General features: G+C 72.5%; 10 protein-coding genes. All 10 read left to right on the forward strand.

Going from position 1 to position 20,643, the window contains the following annotated elements:
• The first annotated feature begins 208 nt into the window (after positions 1-208).
• The 10 genes from KUM44_RS25605 (at position 209) to KUM44_RS25650 (ending at position 20,605) form a co-directional block, all read left to right on the forward strand.
• Complete coding sequence (locus KUM44_RS25605) at positions 209-7,045, forward strand: type I polyketide synthase (protein ID WP_217211470.1); 6,837 nt, start codon at positions 209-211, stop codon at positions 7,043-7,045.
• A gap of 74 nt (positions 7,046-7,119) precedes the next feature.
• Positions 7,120-7,335, forward strand: coding sequence for an MbtH family NRPS accessory protein (locus tag KUM44_RS25610; protein ID WP_217211471.1), 216 nt, complete (start codon positions 7,120-7,122; stop codon positions 7,333-7,335).
• The gene (locus KUM44_RS25615; RefSeq protein ID WP_217211472.1) at positions 7,332-8,099 is read left to right on the forward strand and encodes a thioesterase II family protein; all 768 of its coding nucleotides are present in this window, start codon (positions 7,332-7,334) and stop codon (positions 8,097-8,099) included. The genes KUM44_RS25610 and KUM44_RS25615 overlap by 4 nt, the downstream gene beginning before the upstream one ends.
• A complete protein-coding gene (locus tag KUM44_RS25620) occupies positions 8,096-11,629 on the forward strand; it encodes a non-ribosomal peptide synthetase (RefSeq protein WP_217211473.1) in 3,534 nt (1,177 codons plus the stop codon). Before KUM44_RS25615 ends, KUM44_RS25620 begins: the two co-directional genes overlap by 4 nt.
• Positions 11,630-11,637: 8 nt before the next feature.
• On the forward strand, positions 11,638-13,497 hold the full coding sequence (locus KUM44_RS25625) for a CocE/NonD family hydrolase (RefSeq protein ID WP_217211474.1): 1,860 nt from the start codon (positions 11,638-11,640) through the stop codon (positions 13,495-13,497).
• A gap of 79 nt (positions 13,498-13,576) precedes the next feature.
• A complete protein-coding gene (locus tag KUM44_RS25630) occupies positions 13,577-14,557 on the forward strand; it encodes an alpha/beta fold hydrolase (RefSeq protein ID WP_217211476.1) in 981 nt (326 codons plus the stop codon).
• A gap of 38 nt (positions 14,558-14,595) precedes the next feature.
• A complete protein-coding gene (locus tag KUM44_RS25635) occupies positions 14,596-15,408 on the forward strand; it encodes an LLM class F420-dependent oxidoreductase (protein ID WP_217211478.1) in 813 nt (270 codons plus the stop codon).
• Between the two features lie 388 nt (positions 15,409-15,796).
• Complete coding sequence (locus KUM44_RS25640) at positions 15,797-17,581, forward strand: ABC transporter ATP-binding protein (RefSeq protein WP_217211480.1); 1,785 nt, start codon at positions 15,797-15,799, stop codon at positions 17,579-17,581.
• The gene (locus tag KUM44_RS25645) at positions 17,578-19,365 is read left to right on the forward strand and encodes an ABC transporter ATP-binding protein (RefSeq protein WP_217211482.1); all 1,788 of its coding nucleotides are present in this window, start codon (positions 17,578-17,580) and stop codon (positions 19,363-19,365) included. The genes KUM44_RS25640 and KUM44_RS25645 overlap by 4 nt, the downstream gene beginning before the upstream one ends.
• 67 nt (positions 19,366-19,432) lie before the next feature.
• The gene (locus KUM44_RS25650) at positions 19,433-20,605 is read left to right on the forward strand and encodes a pyridoxal-phosphate dependent enzyme (protein ID WP_217211483.1); all 1,173 of its coding nucleotides are present in this window, start codon (positions 19,433-19,435) and stop codon (positions 20,603-20,605) included.
• The last annotated feature ends 38 nt before the right edge of the window (positions 20,606-20,643 follow it).

The raw sequence follows: 20,643 nt of genomic DNA on the forward strand, positions 1-20,643 counted from the left end.
CGGCTCCCGGCCTTCTTCCGGGATTCCCGCCGACTGGTCGTCTCCTTCCCACACCACCCGGTTCGCGTCGTCCTGCCGCGCGCCCCGCCCCGGCCGGGGCGGCCCCCGGAACCACGACGGACACCGCCGCCTGCCCGTCGCGGCGGCGCGCGACCGCGCGCGGGCAGTGTCAGTCAACGCAACGCGGCAGTACGGATTGGAGGAGTACGTGGAAGAGTCCGACGACTCGCAGGAGCTGGGCACCGACATCGCCGTCATCGGCATGGCCGGACGATTCCCGGGAGCACCCGACCTGGACCGGTTCTGGTCGAACCTCCGGGACGGCGTCGAGTCCGTGGCCTTCTTCGACGATGCCGAACTGCTCGCCGCCGGTGTCCCCGAGGCGGAGTTCTCCCGCCCCGGTTACGTGAAGGCCGGGGCCCGGGCGGAGGGTGTCGACCTCTTCGACGCGGAGTTCTTCGGGTACACGCCCCGCGAAGCCACCATCATGGACCCGCAGCACCGGATCTTCCTCGAACTGGCCTGGGAGGCACTGGAGCACTCCGGCTACAGTCCCGGCCGGATCGGGGACAGTGTCGGGGTCTTCGGCGGCGCGGGGACCAGCGCCTACCTCCCGCACGTCTTCGCCAACCTGGAGAGCGGCGCCTCCATCGGCGCCTCCAACGTGGGGCTCGGAAACGAGCTCGGCTTCCTCACCACGCGCGTCTCCTACAAGCTCGATCTGCACGGCCCGAGCGTCCCCGTGCACACCGCCTGCTCCAGCTCCCTGGTGGCGGTCCACCTCGCCTGCCAGAGCCTGCTCAGCCACGAGTGCGGCATGGCGATCGCCGGCGGAGTGGCGTTCAAGGTCCCGCCGGGCAAGGGGTACCAGTACCAGGAGAGCGGCATCATGTCCCCCGACGGGCACTGCCGCCCCTTCGACGCCGACAGCCGGGGGACCGTCTTCAACAACGGCGCGGGCATCGTCGTACTCAAGCGCCTCGACGACGCGCTGCGCGCCGACGACACGGTGTACGCGGTCATCAAGGGCACCGCCGTCAACAACGACGGCTCCGCGAAGGCGAGTTTCACCGCGCCCGGTGTGGCCGGGCAGAGCGCCGTCGTACTGGAGGCCCTGGAGATCGCCGGTGTCGAGGCCGGCGACATCAGCTACGTCGAGGCACACGGCAGCGGCACCAGGATCGGCGACTCCATCGAAATCGAGGCGCTGACCAGGGCCTTCGGCGCCGGCTCGGACCGCACCGGATTCTGCGCGATCGGCTCGGTGAAGTCGAACGTCGGCCACCTCGACGCCGCCGCCGGAATCGCCGGGCTTCTCAAGACCACGCTCGCCCTGCGCAACCGCACCCTGCCGCCCACCGTCCACTTCCGCCAGGCCAACCCGGCCATCGACTTCTCCAGCACGCCGTTCCACGTCCAGCGGGAGCTCGCCCCCTGGAACACCCCCGACGGCGGCCCCCGACGAGCCGGGGTGAGCGCCTTCGGGTTCGGCGGCACCAACGCCCACGTCGTCCTCGAGGAAGCACCCGAGCCCGCCCCGCCCGGCCCGACCCGGCCCTCCCAGGTGCTCGTCCTGTCGGCCCGCACTCCGCAGGCGCTGGAGCGGGCCACCGACCGGCTGGCCGCGCGCCTGCGGCAGGAGGACCTGTCGCTCGCCGACGTCGCCTTCACCCTGGCGCAGGGCCGCCAGGAGTTCCGCCACCGCCGCGTCGTCGTCGCCCCGGACCCGCACGCCGCGGCGCGCGCCCTGGAAACCCGCGACGGCGGGAGCGTGACGACCGGCACCGCCGAAGCGGCCTCACCCTCCGTCGCGTTCCTCTTCACCGGGCAGGGCTCCGCGTACCCGGGGATGGCGGACGGGCTCTACGCGCACGAGGCGGTGTTCCGCGAGGCCGTCGACCGGTGCGCCGAACTGCTGCGCCCCGAACTCGGCGCGGACGTCCGCGATCTGCTGCTCGCCGCGCCGGACAACGAGGAAGCGGCCCGCCTGCTCGGTACCACCGCGCTCGCTCAGCCGGCCCTCTTCACCCTGGAACACGCGCTTGCCGAGCTGTGGAGCTCCTGGGGCGTCACCCCGTCCGCCATGATCGGGCACAGCCTCGGCGAGTACGTGGCCGCCTGCCGCGCGGGGGTCTTCGAACTCGCCGACGCGCTCCGGCTGGTCGCCCTGCGCGGCAGGCTGATGGAGCGGCAGGCGGGCGGCGCGATGCTCAGCGTCTCCTGCGACCGGGCCACCGTGGAACGGCTCCTGCCCGCCGAACTGTCCCTGGCGGCGCACAACGGCCCGTCCGACTGTGTCGTGTCGGGTCCGCACGAGGCGGTCGCCGCGTTCGCCACCCTCGCGGAGCGGCAGGGGATCGCGACCCGCCCGGTCGCCACCTCCCACGCCTTCCACTCCGCGCTGATGGCCCCGATGGTCGAGGAGTTCACCCACGCCGTCGCCCAGGTGCCCCGGCACGAGCCGGCGGTGCCGTTCCTCTCCAACGTGACCGGAGACTGGATCACCGCCCGGGAGGCCACCGACCCCGCCTACTGGGGCCGCCACGTCCTCGCCACGGTCGAGTTCGCGCGCGGCGTCGAGGTCCTGGCGGCAGACCCGGATGTGGCCCTGCTGGAGGTCGGTCCCGGCCAGACGCTGCGCAGCCTCGCCGCACGGACCCTCGCGGGCGCACAGCCGCCGCGCCTGGTGACCGCCACGCTGCCGCACCGGCAGGACGGCCGAGGGCCGCTGGAAACCGCCCAGCGCGCGCTGGGCCTGCTCTGGCTCCACGGCATCACCCCGGACTGGACCGGCTATCACGCCGACGAGCGGCCCCGCCGTGTGGCGCTGCCCGCCTACCCGTTCGAGCGGACGCGCCACTGGCTGGAGCCCGCCCCGGCACCACGGGCGCCGCTGACGCCGGGGCCCCACCCGCTCCTGGACGAGTTGCTGGTGCGGACGGTGGACGAAGCGGTCTTCCGTACGTCCTTCGACCTGGAACGCCACTGGGTGCTCAGCGAGCACAAGATGCTCTCCGAGGCCATCGTGCCGGGCACCACCTACCTGGAGATGGCGCGCGCCGCGGGCACGGAGTACCTCGGCGAGCAGGTCACCGTCCTCTCCGACGTCGAGTTCCAGGTCCCTCTCCTGGTGACGGCGGAGCAGCCGCGCGTCGCGCACACGATCGTGCGCTCCGACGGCGGTGACGGCGCCGAGTTCAAGGTCGTCAGCCAGGACCCGGCAGCACCCGACGGCCGGCGGTGGACCGTCCACGTGCGCGGCAGGCTCTCGGCGGAGCCCCAGCCGCCGCGCCGCGCCGACCTGCCCGCCCTCGCCGCCCGCTGCCGGCTCGCCACCGTGGACGTCGGCACCATGCAGGCCGAGCACCGGGTCATGGACTTCGGCAGCCGCTGGCAGGACAGCCTGCGCACGGTCGACGTCGGCGTGCGGGCCGCGCTCGGGCACCTGAACCTCCCGGAGCGCTACCACGAGGAGACCGGCGCCTTCGCGCTCCACCCCGCCCTGCTGGACCTGGCGACCGGGTTCCACCGCTGGGCGATGCTCCAGGGCGACGACGCCCCCGACGCGTCCGGAGACGATTTCTATCTGCCGCTGGCCTATGACCACCTCACTGTGCACGGGCCGATGCCCGCCCGGTGCGTCAGCTTCGTCCAGCCCGACCCGGACTTCCCGCAGAGCGACGAGATCCGCAAGGTCGACGTCCTGGTCTGCGCGCCCGACGGTGCCGTCGTCCTCGACGTCAGGGGATTCACGGCCAAGCGCGTCAACGACCCCCGGCGAACCGTCCAGAACGCCCGCGCGGCCTCAGCGCACCACACCCTGCGCTGGGTGCCCGCGGACGGCACCGAGGCGACCGGTGACGGCACCGACGAGGCGGGTGCCGCACGACGGCCGGTCGACCGCGCCCTGGTGGTCGGAGCCGACTCGCCCCGGCGCGCGGCCCTCGTCGCTGAGCTGCGGGACGCCGGCGTGACCGTCGACGTGACCGACGCCGACACCGACTGGACCACCTGGACGGAGCCACTGCCGGCGGAGACCGTGTTCGTGGCGAGCGAGGACGAGGCGGGCAGCCCCGGCCGACACGCTCAGGAACGCCTCCTGGACAGCGGCGTCATGGCCCTGCTGGGACTGGCCCATACCCTCGGCAGGCAGGGCGCGGGCCCCCGCCGGCTCACCGTCGTCGCCGGGCACGTCGAGGACGTCACCGGCGACGAGCCCTACCTCGTGCCCGCCCACTCCGCGCTGTTCGGCATGGCGAAGGTCATCGGCCAGGAGCACCCCGACATAGGCTGCCGGTGCGTCGACACGGCCGCCGACGTCCCGCCCGGCGCGCTCGTCCGGGAGATCCTCGGGACGGATCCGGCCGGGCAGGTCGCCCTGCGCTCGGACGGCCGCTACGTCCTCGAACTGGTCGAAGCGGACCTGGGCCCGCAGCCGGAGGACGCCACGGCCGTACCGGACGGAGTCCACCTGATCACCGGCGGTCTCGGCGGACTCGGCCTGGAGATCGCCCGGTCCATCGGCGCGGCCCGCCCCGGAGCGAGGATCGCCCTGGTCGGCAGGCGCGGACTGCCGCCCCGCGAGCGGTGGCCCGACGTGCTGCGCGACGGGCCGGCCGACCAGGCCGAGCGGATCCGCCTCATCCAGGAGATGGAGTCCCGCGGCGCCCGCGTCCTCGTCTGCGCGGGCGACGTCTGCGACCACGACGACATGGCCCGCGTCGTCGCTGCCGTCCGCCGGGACCTCGGCCGCGTCACATGGCTGATCCACGCGGCCGGCACCGCGGGCGACGGCTTCCTGATGAACAAGACGCCCGACGTCTACCGGGCCACCCTGGCCCCCAAGGTCACGGGCGCGATGGTGCTGGACGACGTCACCGCCGACGACCCGCCCGAGCTGATGGTGATGTTCAGCTCGACCACCGCCCTGTTCGGCTCACCGGGCCAGGGCGACTACACGGCGGCCAACCTGTTCCTCGACGCGTACGCGGCCTGGCGCGGGAAGCGGGGGCTGCGCACGATCACCCTGAACTGGACCGACTGGCTGGGCACCGGCATGGCCGCCGACCACGGCGTCCAGCGCGACCAGGGCTTCTTCCGGTCCATCGAGATCGAGGACGCGCTGGCGAGCTTCCACGCGGCCGTCCGTTCGGACCACACGCGGGTGATCGTGGGAGAGATCAACCACGACGCGCTGGCCGTGCTGGACCCGGCCGTGCTGCGAGCCCGTATGGCGGCCTCGCCCATCCGCCTGGGCGAGCCGATCCGGCGGGCCGTGGCCGCCCGGTCGGCGGCGCCCGCCCCACGGGCCGTCGCGGGGTCCCCGGCACCCGTCACGGAGGTGACACTGCTGGGGCGGCCCGACGGCGTGTACAGCCCGATGGAGGAGACCCTCGGCAGGCTGTGGGCCGCCGAGTTCGGCATCCGTGAGATCGACGTGTCCGCCACCCTTTTCGACCTCGGAGGCGACTCGCTGCTCGCCCTGCGCCTGTCGAACACCCTGCAAGAGGCCCTCGACGTGAAGACGTCGATCGCCGACCTGTTCGCCCACCCGACGGTCGCCGACCTCGCCAGGCACCTGACCTCCGACGACGAGGCGGCCGGCCCGACGGACGCCCCGGACACGGCGACGGCCCCGGACACCGCATCCACCCCGGACCAGGCGGCCGGGGACGAGACCGACCCGGCCTGGTTCGGCCTCTGGAACGCCCAGAGCGGCATGTGGTTGCAGCACCAGCTGGGGGAGGGCCGTGCCGAACTCAACCTGCCCGTGTGGACGCACGTGCACCGCGCCGTCGACCACGCGGTCTTCCGCAGGGCTGTCGCATACCTGATCGAGCGTCACCAGGCGCTCCGCCTCGTGTTCCGGGACACCGCGGACGGGCCCCGCCAACGGGTCCTGCCCGCTTTCGACCTCGACGTCCCACTGATCGACCTGAGCGCGCACCCCGACCCGCAGGCCGAGGCCGAGCGGCTGATCCGCGCGGACAGCGCCGTCCCCTTCGACGACCTGAGTACCCCGCCGCTGCGCGCCGCGCTGTACCGGCTCGGCCCCGAACACCACTGCGCGTACTACACCATGCACCACCTCATCTCCGACGGCACGGGCATCGGGATCTTCCTGCGGGAGCTGCTGGAGACGTACGAGGCGCTCGCCCAGGGCGAGGAGCCGTCGCCGGAGCCGCTGGAGACGACGTACGAGGAGCTGATCCGCGGCCGGTTCGCGTGGCTGGCCGGCCCCGAGCGCCCGGCCGCCGAGGCCTACTGGCTCGACGAGCTGGCCGGGCCCCTGCCCCGGCTGCACATCGGTGACCACGACGCGCCCGGCGCCGAGGTGGCCAACGAGACCCTGGACTTCACGGTCGACCCGGACCTGTCCGAAGCCGTGGGGGCGCTCGCCAGGAAGTGGGACGTCACCGTGCACGTCCTCCTCCTCAGCGCGTACGCCGTGGCGCTGCGAGGCATCGGGTCGGACGACGACATGGTGATCTGTGTGCCGTTCTCCGGGCGGGACAGCAAGAGCATGGGCAGCCAACTGGGCATGTTCGTCAACCCGCTCGCCGTTCGCCTCGCTCTCTCCGACACCGACACGTTCGACGAGCTGGTCCGGCGCGCCCAGCGCAAGAGCGTCGGCGCCTATGCCCACAGCCGCTACCCGTTCACGCTGATCGCCGAACGGGTGGCGTCCGCCGACAACACGCCCCGGGCCGGCCGGAACCCGGTCTTCTCGACCGCGTTCCAGTTCACCGACTTCCTGCCGCCCGCCAACCAGACGTCGCAGCTCGACCTCTGCCTGTACGGCAAGCCGGGCGAGGACGGTCTGAGCATGCGGCTCACCTACAACTCCCTGCGGCTGGCCGAGTCGGAGGCCCTGGAGGTGAGGGCGGCCTTCCTCGCCGTGCTGCGCGAGGTGACGGCAGGCCCGGACACGACGCTGGCGGCCCTGGCCGAACCCATGCGACGGGCCCGCCGGGCAGGCGTCGTCGCACCGAGGGGGCGCCGCCGCCTGGGAGCCCCGCGGTCCAACCGGGCCCCGGGCGCCTGACGAGGGACGGCGGCCCGGGACCGCAACCGAGTCCGGCAACCGGCGGACTCGCTCATTCGAGAAGGAAGAGTTCCATGGACGAGCGGCAGGAAGAAGCCCACTACGCCGTGGTGGTCAACCACGAGGAGCAGTACTCGATCTGGCCGCTGGGCCGCGAGGTCCCCGACGGCTGGAAGCACGCCGGACACGAGGGTCCGAAGGACGCCTGCCTGGCCCACATCAAGGAGGTGTGGACCGACATGCGTCCGCTGAGCCTCCGCCTGAAGATGGAGAACGAGAACACCCGATGACGACGCTTGTCCGGCCGTTCGTCCACAGGCCCCACGCGACCATGCGGCTGCTGTGCCTGCCCCACGCCGGAGGCGGTGCCTCGGCGTACCGCGGGTGGGCCGCCGAGTTGCCCGACGGCATCGAGCTGTGGGCGGTCCAGCCGCCCGGCCGGGAGGAGCGGGTCATGACCCCGCCCCTCGACCGCATGGACGACCTGCTCAACGCCCTGGTCCCCGCCGTCGTCCCGTTGCTCGACCGCCCGTTCGCCCTGTTCGGCCACAGCATGGGGGCCGTGGTGGCGTGGGAGCTGGCGCGGGCGCTGCAACAGCTGGAAGCGGGCTCGCCGGTACGGCTGTTCGCCTCCGGCTGTGTGCCGCCGCAGCTCGGGGACGTACCGGAAACGCCGCTGCACACCCTGTCCGACGAGGAGCTGGGCGACCGGCTCAGGGAGTGGGGCGCGACCCCGGAGGCCGTGCTCGCCGACCAGGAGCTGATGGCGCTGTTCCTCCCCGTCATACGAGCGGACCTCGCCGTCGTCGAGAGCCGTGTCCACCGCGCCGAACCCCTGCTCACCTGCCCCGTCACGGCGTACGGCGGCACCGAGGACGGCAGCGTCGGCAGTGACGTACTGGCGCGGTGGGGTGAGGTGACGACCGGGCCCTCGGACTGCCGCATGTTCCCCGGCGGTCATTTCTTCCCGCACTCCGCGCGCACGGCCGTCCTCGAGGACATCACCGAACGGCTCGGCGCGGTCTCGCTCTACGGAAAGGCTGGAACGGCATGACCTCGCAGTACGGGACCGCCCCGCAGGGCGACACGCACACCCCCTCCGTCACGGACGTCGTGACCTCCGTCTGGGCGTCCGTGCTGCGCATCGACACCCCGGACCCGGACGCGAACTTCTTCGCCCTCGGCGGCAACTCGCTCCAGGGCGCCCGGATGATCGGTCGGCTGCGCGAGGAACTTGGCGTCCGCATCCCGCTCAGCGCGCTCTTCGAGAGCCAGACGGCCGCCGAACTGGCCGCCAGGATCCACGATCTCGGCGGGGGCGCGCCGCTCACCGGCACCACTGTCGAGCCGTTCGCGGAGCGGACCGAGGGGACCTTCCAAGCACCGGCCTCCTTCGCCCAGCAGCGCCTGTGGGTGGAGGAGCACATCCTGGGACCCAGCTCCCGGTACAACGTCCCCGCCGCCGTCGAGATCGAGGGGGACCTCGACGTCGCGGCTCTGCGCCTGGCCCTCCAGACGCTGGTCGACCGGCACGAGCCGTTCCGCACCGCCATCCGCGCCGTCGGCGGCATACCCCACCAGGTGGTCGAGGCCGCCATGGAACTGCCCCTGGAGATCGTCGATCTCCAGGCCGAGCCGGAGGAGCAGCGGGAGCAGATCCTCGTCGACCGGATCGGCGCCTCGGCGCAGCTGCCGTTCGACGTCGAGCGGGGGCCGCTGCTGAGGGCGGAGCTGTACCGGCTGGAGGACCAGTGGCACGTCCTGCTGGTCAACATGCACCACGCCATCACCGACATCCACTCTTTCGAGCTCGCCGTGGCGGAGCTGCTGGAGCTGTACGCGGCAGCCGCCAAGGGCACCGTCCCGGCGGCCGACCCGCCGGCCCTCCAGTACGCCGACTTCGCGGCCTGGCAGCGGCGCACCGTCGGCGACGCCGCGTTCGACGCGCAACTGGAGTACTGGAAGGAGCGCCTGCGCGGTCCTCTCCCCGTGCTCGACCTGCCCACGGACCTCACCCCGCAGGGCTCGCCGAGCGGCCGGGGCGCGACCGTCGCCGTGGAGCTGCCGCGGGCGGTCTCGCGCCGCATCCGGGAGCTGGCCCGCGAGAACGACGCCACGCCGTTCATGACCGTGCTGACCCTCGTCGCCGCGCTGCTGCACCGGTACAGCGGCCAGACGGACATCGTGGTGGGCACCCCGAGCGCCAACCGGGACCTGCCCGAGCTGGAAGGCATGTTCGGCTACTTCCTGAACACCCTCGCCGTACGCTGCGACCTCTCCGGGGACCCCACGGTGCTCGGGCTGCTCGGGGACGTACGCGAGCGGACACTGGGCGCCTACGCGCACCAGGACGTGCCGTTCGAGCGGGTGGTGAACGCCGTGGCCACGGACCGCTCCGGGCTTCAGTCGCTGTTCCGGGTCATGCTCGCCTACCAGCAGGAGCTGCCGTCGCCGCAGCTGCCCGGCCTCACGGTCACCGACGTCGACCTGGACCGCAACGCCGCCAAGTTCGACCTGGTGTTCTCGGTGACCGAGACCGAGACCACCCACCGGGTGGCGCTGGAGTACAACACCGACCTCTTCGTCGAGGACAAGGCGTGGCGGATCCTCGACCACTTCCGCACGCTCGCCGCCGACGCGGTCGCCGCGCCGACGAAGCGGCTCTCCGGCCTCCAGCTCCTCCCCGACGACGAGCGGCGGCAGATCGAGTCCTGGTCGGCGGCCCGCTGCGGGCCGTACCCGACGGACACGTTCCTCCACCACATGTTCGAGGAGCAGGCGCGCAGGACTCCCGGTGCGGTGGCGGTGGAGAGCGCAGACACGAGGGTCACCTACCGCGAACTGGACCGGCGCGCGGATCTGCTGGCCGCCGCGCTCACAGAACGCGGCGTCCGCACGGACCACCTCGTGGGGCTCTGCGCGGAACCCTCGGTGGACCTCCTGGCCGGCATCCTCGGCATCCTCAAGGCGGGGGCGGCCTACGTGCCGATCGACCCGCTCGCCCCCGTGGACCGCATGACCCATCTGGTCGAGGACAGCGGCATGCGCGTGCTGGTGACGACCGCCGGGCTGCACGCCCAGCTGCCGGGCGTCGCGCTCGCCGGCGTCGACGTGGTGCCGGCCGAGGCGATGGGGCCCGTCGGCGGGGACGGCGGCGCCGCACCGGCCGCACCCGGGGCGCGGCGTCCCGACCCGGCGGTCGACCCGGCGCAACTCGTGTACCTCATGTACACCTCCGGGACGACGGGCAGGCCCAAGGGCGTGGGACTGCCGCACACGGCCGTCACCCCCTGGATGCGGTGGGCGCAGGACATCCGGCCCATCGGTGAGGGCACCCGGGTCGTACACAACCTCTCGTACCACTTCGACTGGTCCGTGGAGCAGATGTTCCACGCGCTGACGAGCGGTGCCTGCCTGGTCATGCTGCCGCTGGACGTACGGGCGGACCCCACGGCCACGGCCCGGTTCGTCAACGACCACGACATCCACATGCTGTACCTCACGCCCACCCAGATGCGGGCGCTCACCGGCGTGGGCGTCACCCTGCCGACCCTGCGGCACGTCTCCCTGGGCGGCGAGAACCTCAGCGGCGACCTGGTCGCCCGCATCCGCGAGGTCGTGTCGCCCGAGTGCCTGATCTGGAACGAGTACGGCCCCACGGAGACCGCCGGTGTGGCGCTCGCCGGGCGCATGGGCCACGCCTCGAAGGACCGCGCCTCCATGCCGCTCGGGGAGCTCGTCTCCAACGCCTCCTGCGCCGTCGTGGACCGCTGGGGCAACCAGCAGCCGATCGGCGTCCCCGGCGAGCTGCTGGTCGGCGGGGACGGCGTCGCCCGCGGTTACCGCAACCGGCCCGACCTGACGGCCGAGCGCTTCGTCCCGGACCCCGCGGGGCCCGGTCGCCGCCTCTACCGGACGGGCGACATGGTCCGCTGGCTGCCGGGCGGCGAGATGGAGTTCCTCGGCCGCACCGACCACCAGGTCAAGATCCGCGGTGTGCGGGTCGAGCTGGAGGAGATCGAGTCCGTGCTGCGCGGGCATCCCGGCGTGGCGAACGCGGTGGTGGTCCTGGAGCCCGACGAGCGGCTCGTCGCCTATCTCGTTCCGGCCCCGGAGGGCGGCCCGGACGATCCGGAGCTGCGTGCGTACCTGGCGCCCAAGTTGCCCGCGGTCATGCAGCCCGCCGTCTTCGTCCGGCTCGACACGATGCCCATGTCGGCCACCGGCAAGGTGGACCGGGCCCGGCTGCCCCGGCCCACCGACCAGCCCCCGGCCGAGGTCGCGGTGGTCCCGCCGAGCACCGAGACGGAGCACGCCGTCGCCGCCGTGTGGAGCGAGGTGCTGAAGCTCGACGTGGTCGACGTGAACACGACCTTCTTCGAACTGGGCGGCGACTCGCTCACCCTGCTGTCCGTCGTGGAACGGCTGCGCCGGTCCCAGGACCTGGAGATCCCGGTGCGCGCCGTCGTCGACACGCCGACGGTCGCGAGCCTCGCCGCCCGGATCGACACACTGCGCTGGACCCTCCGGTCCCGGGAGACGGCCGTCGACACGACCGGCGAGCGCGAGTTGGGCGAGCTGTGACCCCGCACGTGACCGAAAGCGTCGTCGACCTGCTGCTGTCCCTGCGCGCGCAGGGCATAGCCCTGTGGGCCGAGCACGGGAAGCTGCGGTTCGACGCCCCGGCCGGGGCGATGACCCCCGCCCTGCGCGAGAGGCTGGTGGCGCGCAAGGCGGAGATCGTGGCGTTCCTCGCCGAGGCCGACCTGGCCGAGCGCAGCACCGTACGGATCACCATGAACGACGGGGTGGGCCTGGCCGCCGACCTGTACCGCCCCAAGCGCGAGGGCACGGTGGTCGAGGAGCCCTTGCCGGTCGTCTGGTGCCACGAGCGCTACCGCCGGGCCGAGCACGTCAGCGGCGGCGTGCTGACCAAGCTGGACAGCCAGCCCTGGCTCAGGGAACTCCTGCGCCACGGGTACGTGGTCGCCGTGGTCGACGTGCGCGGCGGCGGCGCATCGGAGGGCAGCCGGCCCGTCGAGTTCGACCCCCAGGAGGCCCGGGACGCCCACACGGTGACCGAATGGCTGGCCGAGCAGCCCTGGTCCACCGGGCGCGTCGGCATGTTCGGCATGTCGTACTCGGGGATCAGCCAGCTGCTCGCCGCCGGGCAGGCGCCACCGCACCTGGCGGCGATCGTCCCGCAGATGGCGATGTTCGACCTCTACGCGTTCCTGCGCCCCGGCGGGGTCTTCCGGGACGATTTCGCACGCAACTGGGGCGAGACCGTCCGCAGGCTCGACACGGAGGCGGGCGCCACCCATGCGGGGGACTCCGACGTCGCCGGTGTCATGGCCGGACACCGGCTCAACGCGCGGGTGTTCGAGCAGGCCGCGGCGTTGGAGTTCCGCGACAGCACGGACCTGGCGACCGGCGTCGCACCGTACGAGCACGTCAACCCCGCCGCCGCGCTGGCCGACATCAACGCCTCCGGTGTCCCCGTGTGCCACCTGACCGGCTGGTACGACATCTGGGTGCGCGACACGACGCTCTGGTACCGCAATCTGACCAACCCGCAGCGTCTTGTCATCGGCCCCTGGAGCCACAACAAGTGGTCGGACGAGGACATCGCCCGTGAACACCTGCGCTGGTACGACCACTGGCTCAAGGGCGTCGACAACGGGGTCATGGACGAACGGCCGGTCAGGTACTTCACCATGAGCGCCCCGCCGGGCACCGAGTGGCGCACCGCGAGCCAGTGGCCGCCGCCCCACGTGCGGCCCCGGGCGTTCCACTTCCACCAGGGCCCGACCGGCACCGTCCCCTCCGCCAACGACGGACTGCTGCTCGCCGAGGACGGGACCGGGCCCGCCCCCGCCGCCGGCGCCGACGCGTACGAGGTCGACTACTCCGCCACCACAGGGACGACCTCGCGCTGGTCCGACGGGTACGGCGGCGGGTTCCGCTACGACCTCACAGCGAACGACAGCAAGGCCCTGACGTACACCTCGCCGGTGCTCACCGAGGACCTTGAGGTCACCGGCCACCCTCTGGTCCACCTGTGGGTCACCTCCACCCACCCGGACGGAGAGTTCTTCGTCTACCTGGAGGAGGTGGACGAGAAAGGCGACTCCCACTACGTGAGCGAGGCGGTGATCAGCGCCTCCCACCGCGGCCTGGGCACACCCCCGTACGACGCCATGGGCCTGCCCTACCACCCGGGGACGGCGGACTCGGTCGCGCCGCTCCCCGGCGAACCGGTGGAACTCGTCGCCGACATGCACCCCACGTCGAACGTCTTCGTGGCCGGCCGCCGGCTGCGGATCAGCGTCACCTGCTGCGACCGCGACAACGCCCAGGTGCCCCGGCGGGACCCCGTGCCGGTCGTGCGGGTCCACCGGGGGCCCGGCCACCCGTCGCGGGTGGTCCTGCCCGTAGTGCCCCAGCTGTGACGGGCGGACACCCCGCCCGTGCCACGACCCGGGCCCCCGCGAAGGCCCGGCCGAGTCCCCCGTACCGGAAAGTACCGTCATGAACACGGAAGTCGAAGCACGCCGGGAAGCCGTGGTGCGAGCCTGGCGAGAGACGCTGGAGTCCGACCCCACCTCGGACGACGAGGACTTCTTCGAGGCCGGGGGCAACTCCCTCCTCGCGGTGGAACTCCAGCGCCGTCTGACGGCGGCCCTCGGCCACCGGGTGCCTCTGCGCCACATCCACGACCACCCCACCGTGAGTGGACTCCTCGGACTGCGACCGCCCCGGCAGCCGGGCGCCGCTCAGCCGGAGGCGGCCGGCGCACCCGTGCTGAACCTGTACTGCCTCCCGTACGCCGGCAGTTCCGCCCGCATGTACGAACCGTGGAAGACCCGGTTGCCGTCGTCGGTGGCCGTCACGCCGTTGGAGCTGCCGGGGCGCGGAGCCCGCTGGCCCGATCGCGCCAAGTCCGAGCTGGAGCCCCTGCTCGATGACCTCGCCGGGGCGATGGAGGAGGCGCGCCATGTCCCGTACGCCGTCTTCGGTCACAGCTTCGGAGGCATCCTCGCCTTCGAACTCGTCCGCCACCTGCGCGCGCTGGGATTCCCTCCGCCCCGGCGCCTGCTGGTCTCCGGCTGCCCGGCACCCCATCTGGCCACGCCGGCCGAGACCACGCACGACCTCTCGGACGAGGAGTTCACCCAGCGGCTGCGGCGGCTGCGCGGCACCCCTGAAGAACTCCTGGAGAACGAGGAGCTGATGGAGCTGTACATCCCGATCCTCCGGGCCGACTACACCATCCTCGACGCTTACAAGGCGCCCCCGTCCGAACCGCTCGACTGCCCCGTCTCCGTGTTCTACGGGCGGGGAGACGAGGACGCCGGACGGGACGTCACGGAGCCGTGGAGCGCGTACAGCGGCGGGCCCGCGACGATCGAGGAGATCGACGGGGACCACTTCTTCCTCCGGGACGCCGAGGACGAACTCCTCACGAAGATGGCACGGCATCTCGGGGTCCCACTGCCCGGCAACCCGTGACCGGTCCACACCAACGGCGATTCCGAAGAGAGAAACCCATGTCCTACCCCCCCTCCGCCGCGCGGCCTGTCCGGGTCGGCGTGCAGATCCAGCCGCAGTACTGCTCCTACGCCGAGATCCGCCGCGCCGTCGCCAGGTACGAGGAACTCGGCGTGGACATCCTGTTCAACTGGGACCACTTCTTCCCTGTCTACGGCCCCGCCGACGGCGAGCACTACGAGTGCTGGACCATGCTCGGCGCCTGGGCCGAGGCGACCTCCCGCGTGGAGTTCGGGCCCCTGGTGAGCTGCAACTCGTACCGGAACCCCGACCTGCTCGCCGACATGGCGCGCACGGTCGACCACATCAGCGACGGCCGCCTCATCCTCGGTATCGGCGCCGGCTGGAACGAGAAGGACTACGACGAGTACGGCTACGAGTTCGGGACGCCGAAGAGCAGGCTCGCCGCCCTGGACGAGGGGCTGGAGCGGATCGAACGGCGGTGGCAGCGGCTCAACCCCGCGCCCACCCGGAAGATCCCCGTCCTCGTCGGCGGCAACGGAGAGCGCAAAACCCTCCGGCTGGCCGCCCGGTACGCCGACATCTGGCACGGCTTCGGCGACGCCAGGGAACTGGCGCACAAGCACGGCGTCCTCGACGCCTGGTGCGCCGAGATCGGCCGCGACCCGGCGGAGATCGAGCGGTCGACCCGGGTGTTCCGGCGCGGTCCCGATGAGGTCGGCCAGGACCTTGTGGACGTGGGCACGCGCCTCATCCAACTGGTCGCGCAGTCACCGAACTTCGACCCGGAACCCGTGAAGGACTGGCTGGACTTCCGCGACGACGTCAACAAGAGCCTCGTCGCGCACTGACACCGCAGGTCGTCGGCGTGGGGGCCGTCCTGGAGTCCGTCCCGGCGGACACCCGCTGCGGGGCGCGGACCGGATCTTCCGTACGCCGAACAGCCCCAAGATCATGCTCGCTTGACACACCGGGGAAGCTCTAAGAGTATGGCCAGCACGCTGCTGACATGTGCCCAACGAGACCGTGCCGGCCGGGGAATCCGACAGGACACCGGCGGCACCAGTGGGCCGGAAGCGCCACCCGGTCGCAGCGCTCCCGGCCGTCCGAGGCCGTCTCCGCAGTGCCCCGCCGCCCGACCCTGTCGTGCCGCGCCCTCCCACCGTGACCGCGCCGGCCGCGCTGCGGTCCGAAGCCAAGGCCCACGTCGATGACCTCCCCTGTACAAGGACGGCCGAGATGACCGAAGGATCCGACCTTCCCGCCCGCGAGCGCCGGGTCCCCTACACCGACCCCGGCACGCCGGACCGCCGAAGTCCGGCCCGCTATCTGTGGTGGCTGGTCGTGATGCAGCGCGGCCGGATCCTGCTCGGCTCCCTGTGGGGCTCCCTGTGGATGTGCGCGCTGATGCTGCCGCCGTACTTCATGGCCAAGGCCATCGACGACGGCCTCCGGCAGCGCGACACGGAAACGCTGATGTTCTGGGTCGTGATCATCCTGGTCACCGGCGCGGCCATCGCCACCCTCGGCATCCTGCGGCACCGCACCATGACGCTCATCCGCACGGACGCGGCCTACCGGACGGCGCAGGTCGTCGTCCGGCAGGTCACCAGGCTCGGCGCCACCCTGCCGCGCAAGGTCTCCGTCGGTGAACTCACCCACCTCCAGGCGGGCGACATGGGGCGGATCGCCGTGACGCTCACCATCACCGGCCCCGGCGTCGGCGCGGTCGTCGCCTACTTGGCCACCGCCGTCCTGCTGTTCACCATCTCCACGGTCCTCGCCGGCGTGGTCCTGCTGGGCGTCCCGCTGCTCGCCATCGCGGTCGGTCCCCTCCTCGGCAAACTGCACGGCGCCGAGGGCACCTACCGGGAAGGGCAGGGCGAACTGACGGCTCGCGCCGGTGACATCGTCTCCGGCCTCGGTGTGCTGTGCGGCATCGGAGGCAAGGCCGCCTTCGGCAAGCGGTACCGGGAACGGTCGCAGGCCCTCCTCGCCGACGGCTACCGGGTCGCCTCCTTCACCACCTGGGTCCAGGCCATCGGCGCCGGCCTGCCGGTGATCTTCCTGGCCGTCGTCACCTGGATCAGCGCCAGGATGGCCGCCAGCGGAACGATCACCGTCGGTGAGATGGTCGCCGTGTACGGCTACGTCGCCGCGCTCCTGGTCCCCGTGTCGTTCTTCATCGAGGGTGCCGACGACCTGCCTCGCGGCCTCGTCGCCGCCCGACGGGTGATCGACATTCTCGCGCTGGAGCCCGACGTGGAAGACGGGGCGAGCTCGGCGGCGGCCCCGAGTGGCCCTGCCGCCCTGCACGATCCGCACTCCGGACTGACGCTGGAACCCGGCCGGATGGCAGCCCTCGTCTCCGCCCGCCTCGACGAGGCACGCGCCGTCGTCGACCGGCTCGCCCGCTACACCGACTCCGACGCGACCTGGGGCGGCGTCCGGCTCTCCGACCTCGAACTGACCGAAGTGCGGCGCCGTGTCCTCGTCGCCGACAACGACGCCCACCTCTTCGCCGGAGCCCTGCGCTCGTCCGTCTCGGTCCGCGACGACCACACCGCCGGCGAATTCGACAGAGCCCTGCGGACCGCCGTGGCCGAGGACATCGTGGAGGCCCTGCCCGACGGCCTCGACACCCGGCTGGAAGCCCAGGGCCGCAACGTCTCCGGCGGACAGCGCCAGCGCCTGCGCCTGGTGCGGGCCCTCCTCGCCGACCCCGAAGTGCTCCTGCTGGTCGAACCGACGTCGGCGCTCGACGCGCACACCGAGGCCACCGTGGCCCAGCGCGTCCTCGAGGCCCGGCAGGGCCGCACCACCCTGGTGGTCAGCACCTCACCCCTCATCCTCGACCGGGCCGCCCGGGTGTCGTACCTGGTGGACGGTGAGGTCGTCGCCGTCGGCACCCACGGCGAACTGCTCGCTACCCACCCGGGCTACCGGGACCTCGTGCTCCGGGACAGCGACGAGAGCGTCCCGGCCGCGCACACGACGGCCCTCCAGGAAGGAAACAGCCGATGAGCCGCCCGAACGAGCCATGGCGGCTCCCGGTCGCGGACCGCGCCACCGTACGCCGGGCCGGCGTGGAACTGATCAAGGCCGACTGGCGGTCCATGGCCGTCGTCGTCCTGCTCGCCGGACTCGCCGCCGTCGCCGGACTCGCCGGGCCGTGGCTGCTCGGCCGGATCGTCACCCGCGTCGAGACCGGCGACGCAGCCACGTCCGCCGTCGACCAGCTCGCCCTGGGCGTGCTCGTCTGCGCCGTCGCCCAGCTGGTGCTCAGCCGGTTCGCCCTCAACCACTCCCACCGGTTCGGCGAGCGCGCCCTCGCACGGCTCCGGGAGGAGGTCGTGGACCGGGCGCTCGCCCTGCCCGCCCGGGTCGTCGAACAGGCCGGCACCGGCGACCTGACGACCCGCTCCTCGATGGACGTCGGCACCGTAGCCACCACGCTGCGCAGCGCCATCCCGGACGTGTTCGTCGCCGGTATGCAGCTGCTGTTCATCTTCGCCGCCGTCTTTCTGCTGGACCCGCTGCTCGGCCTGTGGGCCCTGGTCGGCATGCCCTTCGTCTTCCTGGTCACCCGCTGGTACCTCGCGCGGGCCAGGACCGCCTATCTCGCCGAGGGCGAAGCCGCGTCGGAGGCGGCCGAGATCGTCGCCGCCACCGCCGCGGGCGCCCGCACGGTGGAGGTGTTCGGCCTGCGCCGCCGCCGTGTCCGGGACGCCGACGCGGCCATCGGCCGCGCGTACGGCGCCGCCCGCCGCACCCTGTTCCTGCGGACCGTGCTGTTCCCCGTCACCGAGTTCGCGCACTCCCTGCCCGTCGCCGTGACGCTGCTCGTCGGCGGGCACGCCTACCTCGACGGCTCCATCAGCCTGGGCGTGGTCGTCGCCGGCAGCCTCTATATGTGGCAGCTGGTCGAACCGCTCGACCGCGTGCTGATGTGGATGGAGCAACTCCAGCGCAGCGGCGCGGCGTTCGCCCGCATCAAGGGCATCGGCATGGTCGCGGGCGAGCCCCGCAGCGGCGTCCCCACACCTGCCGACGACCGCATCGAGATGCGCGGGGTCCACTACGCGTACGTGGAGGGCCACGACGTGCTCAAGGACGTGAACCTCACCGTCCGCCCGGGGGAGCGCCTCGCCCTGGTCGGCCCTTCCGGCGCGGGCAAGACCACCCTCGGCAAGCTCCTGTCCGGCGCGGACACCCCGCGCACGGGCAGCGTCGAGGTCGGCGGTGTGCCGGTCGCGGACCTCGCCGCCGCCGACGAGCTCGGCAACCGCGTCGTCCTGGTGACCCAGGAACACCACGTCTTCATCGGCAGCCTCCGCGACAACCTGACCATGGCTGCCCCCGACGCCGACGACCAGCGGCTGCTGGACGCGCTCGCCGTGGTCGGCGCCGACTGGGTCAAGGACCTGCCCGACGGCCTCGACACGCAGGTCGGCTCCGGCGGTGAAGAGCTGGACCCCGCGCAAGCCCAGCAGCTGTCGCTGGCCCGGGTGGAGCTGGCCGACCCGCACACCCTGATCCTCGACGAGGCCACCTCGCTGCTGGACCCGGCCACCGCACGGCACGCGGAGCGGGCGATGGCCGCCGTACGGGCCGACCGCACCGTGATCGCCATCGCCCATCGCCTCCAGACCGCGCACGACGCCGACCGCGTCGCCGTGGTCGAAGACGGCCGGATCGCCGAACTCGGCTCGCACGACGAGCTGGTCACGAACGGCGGACCGTACGCGGCGCTGTGGCGCTCCTGGCACGGCCGGGGCGCCACAGCGGACGAGGGCCGCGCCGGCTGACTCCGGCGCTCCCTTCCCGCACGACACGTATCGCATCCGGTTCCACAAGAACGAGGGGGACGCCGCAGTGCCGGAGGACGAGAAGAGTCAGGGCGGCGCGGGAGGCACGTACACACTCGCCTGCCTGCGCTGCGACACCGAACTCGAACTGGCATTGGTGTACCGGTGCCCGAACTGCTCCGGGGCGCTGGAGCCACGCCACACCCTCCGCGGTGCGGCGCGCCGCGACCACGAGGCCCCCGAGCGGGCGTACTTCGACTTCCTTCCGCTGAGCTCGCCGGACTTCCTGGACGACGGCATCACACGCCGTACGCCCTGCCGGCCGGCACCGAGGCTCGGCGCCGCCATCGGCGTGCCCGGCCTGTGGACGAAGGACGAGTCGCGGCAGCCCACCGGCACCACCAAGGACCGACTGGCCTCGGTCGTCCTGGCCGTGTTCCGGCAGTTCGGGGTCAAGGAGTTCGTCGGGTCGAGCACGGGCAACAGCTCCACCGCCCTCGCCCGCGCGGTCCGCAGGGACCCCGCGATGCGCGCCCACTTCTTCTGCGGCGAGGACTTCGTCACCAACCACGACGTACCCGACCACGCCAGGACCTCGCTCACCGTGGTTCCCGGCACCTACGTGGACGCCTCCGCGCAGGCGCGCCGCTTCGCCGCCGAACAGGGGCTCCACCTGGACGCCGGGTTCTTCAACTGGGCGCGGCGCGAAGGGCTCAAGCTGGCCTACCTGGAGGCCCTCGACCAGATGGACCGCACGCCCGACGTGGTCGTCCAGGGCATCAGCAGCGGCATGGGGCTGCTCGCCGCCCACAAGGGCATGCGCGAGTACCTGCTGACCGGTGCGATCGACCGGATGCCACGGTTCCTCATGGTTCAGGAGGAGTCGTGCGCGCCCGCCGCCACCGCCTGGCGGCAGGGCCGCCGTGAACTGACCGCCGCTGACCGGATCGACCGGCCCGAGGGGCTGGCCACGGCAATCCTGCTCGGGGACGGCGCCCCGTATTACCCGTACCTGTACGACATCGCGTCGGAGACCGGGGGAGCCGTCGTCTCGGCGTCGCGCCGGGAGCTGGTCGAGGCCAGGACGATGCTGCGGGAACTCGAGGGCCTCGACGTGTGCTACGCCGCGGCGGCGACGATCGCGGCGGTACGCAACGAGGCCGCCGCCGGACGGATCGGTGAGGACGCGACCGTACTCGTCAATCTGACCGGGCGCAGCCGGACGGACACACCCGCCTGAGCCGGGGATCCGAGGACGGGGGAGAGACACATGCTCGC

The organism is Streptomyces sp. AC550_RSS872 (assembly GCF_019049285.1).
In the GTDB taxonomy this organism is placed as follows: domain Bacteria; phylum Actinomycetota; class Actinomycetes; order Streptomycetales; family Streptomycetaceae; genus Streptomyces.